This is a genomic window from Variovorax sp. WDL1 (genome assembly GCF_001541225.1).
Classification (GTDB): domain Bacteria; phylum Pseudomonadota; class Gammaproteobacteria; order Burkholderiales; family Burkholderiaceae_C; genus Variovorax.
Genome location: NZ_LMTS01000327.1, coordinates 110052 through 120128, shown reverse-complemented (window position 1 = coordinate 120128; position 10077 = coordinate 110052). Strand labels below are relative to the sequence as shown.

General features: G+C 70.0%; 7 protein-coding genes. 5 read left to right on the top strand and 2 right to left on the bottom strand.

What is annotated here, in order from left to right; translation table 11 throughout:
- On the top strand, nucleotides 1–2733 hold a 2733-nt coding region (locus tag APY03_RS37550; protein WP_198161371.1), incomplete at its 5' end, for a Dyp-type peroxidase domain-containing protein.
- 36 nt (nucleotides 2734–2769) lie between these two features.
- On the top strand, nucleotides 2770–3690 hold the full coding sequence (locus APY03_RS37545) for a hypothetical protein (protein WP_068685546.1): 921 nt from the start codon (nucleotides 2770–2772) through the stop codon (nucleotides 3688–3690).
- Nucleotides 3691–3702: 12 nt separating this feature from the next.
- Here APY03_RS37545 and APY03_RS37540 read toward each other — a convergent pair whose 3' ends face one another.
- Together APY03_RS37540 and APY03_RS37535 are read right to left on the bottom strand one after the other, a co-directional pair.
- Nucleotides 3703–6789: an ATP-binding protein gene (locus APY03_RS37540; RefSeq protein WP_083944860.1), complete on the bottom strand. Its 3087-nt coding sequence runs from the start codon at nucleotides 6787–6789 to the stop codon at nucleotides 3703–3705.
- A 70-nt stretch (nucleotides 6790–6859) separates the two neighbouring features.
- Nucleotides 6860–7831, bottom strand: coding sequence for a LysR family transcriptional regulator (locus APY03_RS37535; protein WP_068685542.1), 972 nt, complete (start codon nucleotides 7829–7831; stop codon nucleotides 6860–6862).
- 116 nt (nucleotides 7832–7947) lie between these two features.
- Between APY03_RS37535 and APY03_RS37530 the strand changes: the two genes are divergently transcribed.
- The 3 genes from APY03_RS37530 to APY03_RS37520 are packed head-to-tail and all read left to right on the top strand — an operon-like array spanning nucleotide 7948 to nucleotide 10075.
- Entirely contained in the window at nucleotides 7948–8403 is a 456-nt protein-coding gene (locus APY03_RS37530) for a DoxX family protein (protein WP_102905436.1), read from the top strand.
- A gap of 39 nt (nucleotides 8404–8442) precedes the next feature.
- Nucleotides 8443–9087, top strand: a complete 645-nt coding sequence (locus APY03_RS37525) for a (2Fe-2S)-binding protein (protein ID WP_068685538.1) — start codon at nucleotides 8443–8445, stop codon at nucleotides 9085–9087.
- Nucleotides 9080–10075, top strand: a complete 996-nt coding sequence (locus APY03_RS37520; RefSeq protein ID WP_068685536.1) for an FAD binding domain-containing protein — start codon at nucleotides 9080–9082, stop codon at nucleotides 10073–10075. The genes APY03_RS37525 and APY03_RS37520 overlap by 8 nt, the downstream gene beginning before the upstream one ends.
- Nucleotides 10076–10077: the final 2 nt, after the last annotated feature.

Genomic DNA, 10077 nt, shown 5'->3' with positions numbered 1-10077 from the left:
CAGCCGCCGGCGGGCCAGCCGATCGTCAACGTCGCGCTCACCTACGAAGGCCTGCGCTTCCTCGGCATGCCGGAGGATCAGCTGGCCTGGTTCCCGCAGGAATTCCGCGAGGGCATGGAGGCGCGGGCCAGCATGCTCGGGGACTTCCGCGCCAACCATCCGCGCCGCTGGCGCCTGCCGCAGCGCTTCGTCCAGGCCGGCGCGCCGAAGCACGACACCGCTGTCGAGCTGGCGGCCGTGCACCTCGTGATCCAGCTGCGCATCGGCGCGCCGGGCAACGACGTGAGCGATCCCGCGGACCGGAACCACCCGCTGCACGGAACGATCGGCAAGCTCTTCGGCAATCCCGTGCAGGGCGGCGCGCGCCCCGGCGTGCGGCTCCTGGCAATCGAGCCGCTGCGCCGCTACCTGAACGACAAAGAGCGGATCCAGGAGCACTTCGGCTTTGCCGACGGCGACGGCCAGCCGGTGCTGGACGCCGTGCCCGACGGCGCCGTGTACCGCAACCAGGTGCACCTGGGCGAACTGCTGCTCGGTTATCCGAACGAGGCGGACCCCGCCCCGCAGGGAGACAGCGACGCGGAGCGAGAGCGCGTGCGCTTCTTCCACAACGGCAGCTTCCTGGTCGTGCGCAAGCTGCGCCAGGATGTGGCCGCGCTCTACGAGACCGTGCGGCAGGCCGGCCGCGAAACCGGGCTCGACGAGGACCTGATCTTCGCGAAGCTGATGGGCCGGCACCGGGACGGCCGGCCGCTGGTCGATGCCACGGCGATCAACGACTTCGACTACCGCGCGGACGGCGAGGGCAAGGTCTGCCCCTTCCACGCGCACATCCGCCGAGCCAACCCGCGGCAGGATGAAACCGCCCAGGGGCCGCAGGACCCACCGGGGCGCCGTCGCCCGCGGCTGATGCGCCGGAGCATGTCGTACGGACCGCGCTATGCGTTTCCGGAGGCGGCTCCGGAGGGCGGCTACGTGGACGACGGCCAGGAGCGCGGCCTGATGTTCATGGCCTACAACGCCAGCATCAGCGAGCAGTTCGAGGTGATCCAGCGCTGGCTGGTCGGCGGCAACAGCGCCGGCGGCTTCTCGGGCCAGAGCGATTCGCTGCTCGGCGTGCCCGAGGTGGGCGAGGACCGCAGCTTCCGCTTCGAGCATCCGGTCGACGGGGTCCCGCGGAGCCATCGCATCGCTCTGGACGCGGCGCCCGGCGTCAACGAGGAGTCGCGGCCCTACGTGCGCGTGGAATGGGGCGCCTACCTGTTCACGCCCTCGGTGCATGCGCTGCAACAGCTTATCCACCTGGCCGCCCTCGGCCCGCGTCCCCTGCCCGTCTGGTCGGCCGCCGAAGGCGAGCAGCGCATCCAGGCGCTGCTGCGGCTCGAAGGAGCGCCCTGCCCCGCGCCGGCGATCCGGGCCTGGAAGAGTGCGCTCGAGGACCCGGAGGCGCAGGAGAAGTTCATCAGCGCCGGCATCTGGGCTGCCATCCGCGAGCACCACGGCGGCGTGCTGCGCACGGCCTACGGCGTGCTGGTCGCCGATCGCGAGCGCGTGCTGGAAGTGCTGGGCGACGACCGGCACTACACGGTGGCGGGTTACCAGGAACGGATGGACGGATCGATCCGGCAGATCTACCTGGGCCTGGACCGCGACGGCAGCGGCGAGTACGAGCGCCAGTCAAGGGAAGTCAACAAGGCGATCGGCGGCCTCGGCGAGGAGAGCGCTTTCCGCTCGGCCTTTGCCTTCACCACGGAGGTGCTGAGCAAGTTCATCGAAGTCGAAAAGGGCATCGCCCCGCTGCTGGGACGAAAGCGCTGGGAACTCAACCTCGACGCCAAGGAGGTCTGCGACAAGGTGCTGGCGCAGCTGTGCCAGGAATGGTTCGGCCTGCCCGCGGCGCCGGCGCCCGGCGAGCCGGCGCCCGCCCTGGTGCCCGGCAGCTGGCGCTGGGACTGGAAGGAAGGCGAGCCCGCGATCTATCCCGCCCAGTTCACCGCGCCCTCGCGCTACATCTTCCAGCCCCACCCCAACGAGGACGTGAAAGCCTACGGCGAGCGCTACGGCGAGGCGCTTACCGCATCGCTGCATGCCTTCATCCGGCCGTTCCAGAAGAGCAAGTCCGTGCCGAAGACGCCCCAGGGCAAGGACGCGGTGCTGGCGTCCGCCATCCTCCGCGCCTTCCCCGACGCCAAGCCGCAGGACGATTTCGTGGCGCGCACCTTTGTCGGCGCGCTCATGGGTTTCCTGCCCACCGTGGACGGCAACCTGCGGCTGTCTCTCAACGAGTGGCTGCGCGACGGCACCTTCTGGTCGCTGCGCACGGCCTGGGCGCAAAGCCGGGAGGCGGACCCGTACGAAAGGGCCAGGGCACTGCTCGAAGCGCCACTGAAGGAGGTGATGCAGCTGCGGCCCTCGCCGGAACTCGTCTGGCGGCGCGTCAAGGGCGAAGGCGTCCAGCTCGGCCACGAAACGCTCGCCGAGGGCGAGACCGTGGTCCTGTCGCTGGTCTCGGCGACGCAGCAGAACCTGCGCGAAGACAAGCTCGACGTGACGCCGATCTTCGGCGGCCGGCGCACCCAGGATGGCCCGCACCCAGCGCATGCCTGCCCGGGCTACCAGGCGGGCATGGGGGTGCTGCTGGGCATCCTGGCCGGCCTGGTGGACGAGAAGGAACGGATGCGGCCCAGCCCGGCGCCGCTGGCTTTCACCTTCGAAGGCCGCATCGGCGGCTGAAGCACGGCGCAGCCCCGGCTGCCAAGGAGAGGGGACATGGGCACCTATGACAAGGACCAGCCGGCCATCGAACGCGGCCGTCGGCTCGGCGACTTCCTGGTGGAGGGGCAGCGCCGGCGCGTGGCGCGCGGTGCGGGGTTCGCGCCCCTGGCCGCGGCGCAGAAGATGCTCCTCGCGATCGGCGATTCGTGGTTCTCCTACTGGCCACGGGGCGACGTGCTCGACGTGCTGGAGCGCAAGTTCCACTACACGGTGGATTCGCGCGCCCGTGCCGGCAGCACGCTCGCGGAGATGATCTTCGAAGTGCCACCGGGCGACGACCTCCCCGACCTCGACGACACGACCCGGGGCGAGCAGCTGCAATGGCTGACCACGCGCATCGAGGGCCTGGCCCCGGCCGACAAGAGCAGCCTGAAGGCGATCCTGCTCTCGGGCGGGGGCAACGACGTGGTGGGCGACAAGCAGACGCTCAAGTCGCTGGTGCACCCGGCGGCGGAGGGCCACGCGCAGCCGGTCAAGGAGGAGATGCTCCTGAAGGTCGTCGACGGGAGGCTGCGCGAGCTGCTGGCGGTCATGCTGTCGGCCATTACCACCGTCAGCGTCGCCTCGGTCGGGCGCAAGGTGCCGATCCTGATCCACGGCTACGACTACCCGGTGCCCGACGGCCGCGGCGTCTTCCTCAACGTGTGGCTGAAGCCGGGACTCGTCGAGCTGGGCTACGACGCGCTGGAGGACCGCAGGAAGATCCTGAAGACGCTGATCGACCGGCTCAACGCCATGCAGATCGCGCTGCTGCAGCATCCGGAGTTCCAGCACGTGGTGCATGCGAACCTGCGCGGCACCCTGTCCACGCTGGATGCGGACTACCAGCAGTTCTGGCAGAACGAGCTGCACCCCACGATCCCGACCGGCTTCGGACTGGTGGCGGACAAGGTGGCGGCGAAGATCCCGGTGTGAAACCAGTGCACGCTAGAGCATGTCGCGCGTGCGCTGGGCACGCTCGAGGTGCCAGCGCATGTCCATCGCCTCGAAGGCGGTGCAGGCGGCATCGAGCAGCCGCTGCGCCTCGCCGACGCGGCCCCGGCCCACCTGGATCTGCGCCCGGCACAGCTGCGTCGCGGCCGCCTCGTGCGCCGAGCCGCGCGCCTGCGCCGAGCGCTCGGCGCAGCCGAGGTAGTGCTCGGCGCGCGCGAAGTCGTTGAGCTTGGCGGCAGCGCGGGCCAGTGCGCGGCATCCGAGGGCCTCGCCGATGCGATCGTGCTGGCGCACCCGCATGAACAGCCGCGCCGCATGGTGCCGCGCCTCCTCTGTGCGGCCGCTGGCGACCGCGCCGTCGACCAGCCAGCCGTGGTTCAGCGACGTGGCGAGCAGGCCCTTGCGCGCCTCGATCCAGGCCGTCGCGTCCCGCACCGCCTGCAGGGCCTGCGGGTCGCGCGTCAGGGACCATTGCGCATAGCCGGCCAGCGCGCGGCCCATGGCGAGCTGCTGGCGGCTCTTCACATGCTCGGCGATCTCCGAGGCGCGCTCGGCCACGCGCAGCGCCTCTTCCCAGCGCCCCTGCCATTGGTAGACGACGCTGATCCAGTGGCGCACCGAGGCCGAGACCTGGTGCAGCGAATCGCCCACCAGCAGCAAGGCCTCGGCGAAGCACTCGTCGGCTTCTGCGAAGTGCCCTTGATCGCCAAGCAGGTACCCCTTGCAAGCCAGGGCATAGGCCGAGCCGACCGCCAGGCTGCTGCCGGGCCGGCTCTGGCGCCGCTTGCTGTCCACTGCCGAGTCCAGCAGCACCAGCGCGCGGCCATAGTCGCCGGCGGCCAGCAGTGCCTGGCCCAGCGTGGCACGCACCTGCGCGGCGAGTCGCGCATCGCCGATCTGCGTGGCGAGATCCAGCGCGGCTTCGACGTGTGCGATCGCGGCCTTGGACATGCCCTTGGCATAGCAGATGTAGCCGAGCCAATAGGACGCCCGCGCGATCGCGTCCATGCTCCCGCTCTGGCGCGCCAGCGTCAGTCCGCGCTCGAAGATCGCCACGCCGTCGGCCAGCCCCAGCGGATCGAAGACGCAGGCCATGCCCAGCTTCTGCGCGATCGCACACCAGCGCAGCGCCAGCTCGCGCGAGGGTGGGACCAACTCGTCGAGGGCTTTCAGTGCGGCGGAGTACTGGACACGGGCGCGGTCCAGCGCCGAGGCGGCCATGGCCTTGTCGCCGGCCAGCTGCGCGTAGCGTGCCGCCGGCTCGGCCATCGCGGCGGCGGCGCAGTGGTAGGCCAGGGCTTCGTAGAGCTCCTCCTGGGCCGGGCCCTCGCCGCGGCCCTCGAGCACCTGCGCGATACGGCGATGCATCTCGCGGCGCCGGTGCAGGCCGACGGCCTCGTAGATCACGTCGCGCGTGATGCCGTGCTTGAAGCGCAGCGTTCCGGGCTGCTCGCCCGCAAACAGGAAATCCTGCTCGGCCAGCGCAATGACCAGCGGATCGTCCGCGCCGTGCCCGGTGAGCTGTTCCAGCAGCCAGGCCGGAAACACGCCGCCGATGACGGCGGCAGCCCGCAGCACTTCGGCCTGCGCGGGCGGCAGGCGCTCGACGCGCGATTCGATCAGCGCGGTGAGCCAGGCCGCGCTGCCCAGGCGAAGCTCGCGCAGCCACTGGCCGCCCTGCGCCGAGGCCGAATGGCACAGCTCCTCGATGAACAGCGGAATGCCGCCGGCGTAGCGCTGGATCTCGGCGACAACGAAGGGATCGGCGCCGGGCAGCAGGTGGCGAGTCGCCCGCGCGGCCTCGCCGTCGTCCAGCGGCTGCAGCTCGAGCGTGGTGACGGGCGCAAGGAACAGGCTCTCGCCGACAGGTGCCCGCGTTGCGGCGACGACGAAGATGGGGCTCTTCAGCGACAGCACCGCATCGAGCGTCTGCTGGCTGGCCTCGTCCGCCCATTGCCAGTCGTCCACGATCAGCATCAGCGGTTGGCGGGCCGCGAGCTGCTCGAACAGGCTTCGCAGCGCCGGCACCGTGGCGCCAGGGCTGAGCTGGCGCGCCTCTTCGCGTGGCGCCACCAGCTGCCGCGCCTGGGCCAGCACAGCGGCGGCGCCCTCCTCCTTCTCGAGCGCGGCCAGCAGCGGATGCGCCTGCGCGGGTTCGGCCGGCAAGCCCGGCGACAGGCCGAACAGCGCGCGCAGCATCTGCAGGAAGGGCTGCAGCGGCTCGGCGAGGTAGGTGCCGCAGTAGCCCTGGAGCACGAGGCATTCGCCGGCGGCGGCATGGCGGCGCAGCTCGTCGACCAAGCGCGTCTTTCCGACGCCGGGGCCGCCCGACACGGCGACGCACTGCGGCGCGCCGGCGATCGCCATGCGCAGGCGATCGCGCAGCAGGCGCAGCGCCGGCTCGCGGCCGACGAAGGGGCATAGGGTGCGCCGCTCCATCGCCTCCAGGCGCGTCGGCGCCGGCGCGCGGCCCAGCACCCGGCGCACGGCCAGCGGCGGTGTGCGGCCCTTGAGCTGCACCAGCGCGGGTTCGCTGGAGGTGAAGAACTGGGCATGCGGCCCGAGCGTCTCCTCGCTCACGCAGATGTCGTCGCGCTCGGCCAGATCCGACAGGCGCGCGGCGATGTTCGGAACGTTGCCCAGCAGCTCGAAGCGGCCGCGTTCCACATCGCCGTCCGAAATGAGCACCAACCCGGCGTGGATGCCGGAATGCAGCGTCAACGCGCCGGCCGGGAATCCGGCGCCCGCGACGGCGAGCCGGCTCACCGCCGCATGCAGCTCGAGCGCAGCCTCGGTCGCGCGGCGCCCGTCGTCCTCGCGCGTCTCCGGATAGCCGAAGAAGGCCAGCACGCCGTCGCCCTGGATGCGGGCGATGTTGCCGCCGTGGCGCGGGATGATCTCGCGGCAGAGCCGGCGCAGCTGCGCGAGCATGTCGGCGTAGAGCTCCGACTCCATCAGCTCGCCGAGACGGGTGGACTCGGAGAGGTCCGAAAAGAGGATGGTCAGGTACCGGCGCCGCCCGGAGGCGTCGTCAGTCGCGTCATCTGCAGCTGCGGTTTCTTCTTGGGGTGGTCGGGGCATTTTTGGTGCGCTGGGGACTACACGGTCCGCTCCCCCGGCGAGGGACGCCAAGACCGAATACTTTGGTAGTCTAGGTCCTACAGCAACAAATGGAAGCACCTGAGTGTCCCGCAAAGGCGCGAGCGCCCGAAGCCGCGCCTGCTGTCGCGAAGCGCTCGCGATAGAGCTGCGCCACCCAATCGATGAACACCCTCACCCGCGGCGACAGCTGCCGGTGGTGCGGGTACAGCACCGAGTGCGGCATCGGCGGACAGGGGGCGTGCGCGAGGATCTCCACCAGCGTGCCTTCGCGCAGTTGCCGCTCGATGCCGTAGCGAGGCACCTGGATGATTCCGCAGCCCTGCTCGGCGCAGATCTTGTAGCTGTCGGCGCTGTTGACGCTGATCCAGCCTTTCAGTGCGTGCTCCTCGATCTTGCCGTCAACCTCGAAAAGGTAGGGAAAGGGATCGGGCCGGGACGCCGAGAAGAAGTTGACGCCAACGTGCTGTGCGAGGTCGGCTGGAGCCAGTGGCGTGCCGTGCGCCGCGAGATAAGCCGGGCTCGCGCAGGTGACCTGCGGCACCAGCGCGAGCCGTCGCGTGACGAGCGACGAATCACGCGGCTCCCCCGCGCGTACCACGCAATCCACCCCTTCACGCACGAGGTCCACCAGTCGGTCGCCGCTGCCCATTGCGAGCTCGATGTACGGATAGCGCGCATGGAACTCGCCGATGCGCGGCAGCAGCAGTTCGTTGGCGGGCGCGCCATGAATGTCGATGCGCAGCCGCCCGCGCGGGCTGACGGCCGACTGCGCGAGCGAGGACTCTGCATCTTCGAGGTCGCTCAGGAGGTGGCGGCAGCGCTCGTAGAAGGTTTGTCCGTCGACCGTGGTGCGCACGTGCCGCGTTGTGCGTTCGAGCAGCCGCACCTGTAGCCGGGTCTCGAGTTCCTTGATCGCGTGGGTGGCTGTCGCGCGCGGAATGTCGAGCGCGGCGGCGGCCTGCGTGAAGCTGCCCAACTCCACGATACGGGTGAACAGCTGCATGGCATCGAATCGGTCCATGTGGTTTGCCCTCGCCCTGATTGTTGAGCTTGATTGAATTGAATTGGCAGATTTTCCTTCTTTATTGAATGAAGCGGAACAAGGAGACTGGCCTCGCAACAACGAATGGACCACTCATGCGACTGATCTTTCCGCGCCTGAAAGGCCTCTACGACCGGCTTGAGCCCTTGAGCTACCTGCTGCTGCGCATCGCCTTCGGGCTGATGCTCATGACTCACGGCGTGCCCAAGCTGCTGGGCCGCAGCCACGGCAGCATGGCCGACCCGATGGCCGGCTCGGTCAACCTGATCGCCAACGTGCTGCACTTGCCGGCCGCGCCGCTGATCGGCTGGTTCATCGCTCTGCTCGAGGGCGTGGGCGGGCTGATGCTGGCGGTGGGCTTTCTCACGCGCCTCGTCGCGCCGATGGTGACGGTGCAGATGCTGGTCATCAGCTGGCTGCTGGCGCCGACCTTCCCCTGGATCGACCGCGGCTTCGAGTACCCGCTGATGCTGGTCTTCGTCGCGCTCCTCATCACCGCGCGCGGCAGCGGGCGCGGATCGGTCGATGCATGGCGCGGCCGCGAGTTCTGAGGCTCGCGCCAGGAAATCCCCAAAAAAAGAGTACCCACGATGAACGACACCCCCACATTGCGTGCGGCGGGCCGCGCGCCCGTCTTGAACCGGCGCACTTTCATGATGACCACTGCGGCCAGTGCCGGCGTTGCCGCCGGTTGCGGCGCGGCCGCGGCAACGCCGGACGCTTCCGCGAACCCGCACGCAGGCTCGCAGGCCACCCGCGTCACCGTCAATGGCAGACCCTACGAACTGGCGCTGGAGCCGCGCGCCTCGCTGCTCGATGTACTGCGCGAGCAACTGGGCCTCACGGGCGCCAAGAAGGGCTGCGATCACGGCCAGTGCGGGGCCTGCACGGTGCACGTGGACGGCCGCTGCGTGGCCTCGTGCCTCACGCTCGCGGTGAAGACAGACGGCTGCGCCGTCACCACCATCGAAGGCGTCGAGTCGCCCCACGGCACGCTGCACCCGATGCAGCAGTTCTTCGTCGACCACGACGCGCTGCAATGCGGCTACTGCACGCCGGGCCAGGTGATGGCGGCGATCGCCTGCGTGCGCGAAGGCCACGCCACCACCGATGCACAGATCCGCGAATACATGAGCGGCAACATCTGCCGATGCGGCGCCTACGCCGGCATCCTCGAAGCGATCCGCGAAGCCGCGCCGCAGATGCGCCGCCTGGAAGGCACGCGCAATGCATGACTTCACCTACCTGCGCCCCCGCAGCGCCGGCGAGGCAGTGCAGCTGCTCGTGCAGCACCAGCCCGGCGCGCGCTACTTGGCGGGCGGCACGACGCTGTTCGACCTGATGAAGCTCGGCGTGGAAGCGCCGGCCACGGTGATCGACGTCACGCGCATTGAAGGACTCGCCCGCATCGACGCGAGCGACCGCACGGAGCTGCGCATCGGTGCGCTCGCAGCGATGAGCGACTTGGCGGGGCATGCGGTGGTGCTGCGCGAGTTTCCGGCGCTCTCCGAATCGCTCTGGAAGGCCGCTTCGCAGCAGCTGCGCAACATGGCGACCGTGGGCGGCAACCTGTTGCAGCGCACACGCTGCGCGTACTTTCGCGGTGGCCCGGAGTTCGCCTGCAACAAGCGCGCACCCGGCAGCGGCTGCGCGGCAATCGGAGGTGCTAACCGCGGCCACGCGGTGCTCGGCGGGAGCGAAGCCTGCGTGGCGATCTACCCGGGTGACATGGCGATCGCGCTCACGGCCTTCGATGCGGTGGTGGACACCATCAGCCCACGCGGCGAGCGCACGCTGGCGGTGCGCGAGCTGCACCGCGAGCCCGGCGCCACGCCCCACCTGGAGACGGTGCTGGCGGCAGACGAGTTGATCGTGCGCATCCGCATTCCGCGGGGCCCTGTCGGCCGTGCCTCGACGTACCACAAGATCCGAGACCGAGAGTCGTACGCCTTTGCGCTCGCCTCGGCGGCCGTGGCGGTGCACATCCGCGGCAACCGCGTAGCCGATGCGCGCATCGCGCTCGGCGGCGTCGCGACTCGGCCGTGGCGGGCGACGCAAGCCGAACGCAGCCTGGTCGGAATGCCGCTCACACGGACCACCGCACGGCGCGTTGCCGAGCTGGCTTTCACGGGCGCGAAGCCACTCGAACACAACGCGTTCAAGGTGGCGCTCGGCATCGAGACGGTGACCGACGCGCTCATGCTGGCCAAGGACAGGAGCTGAAG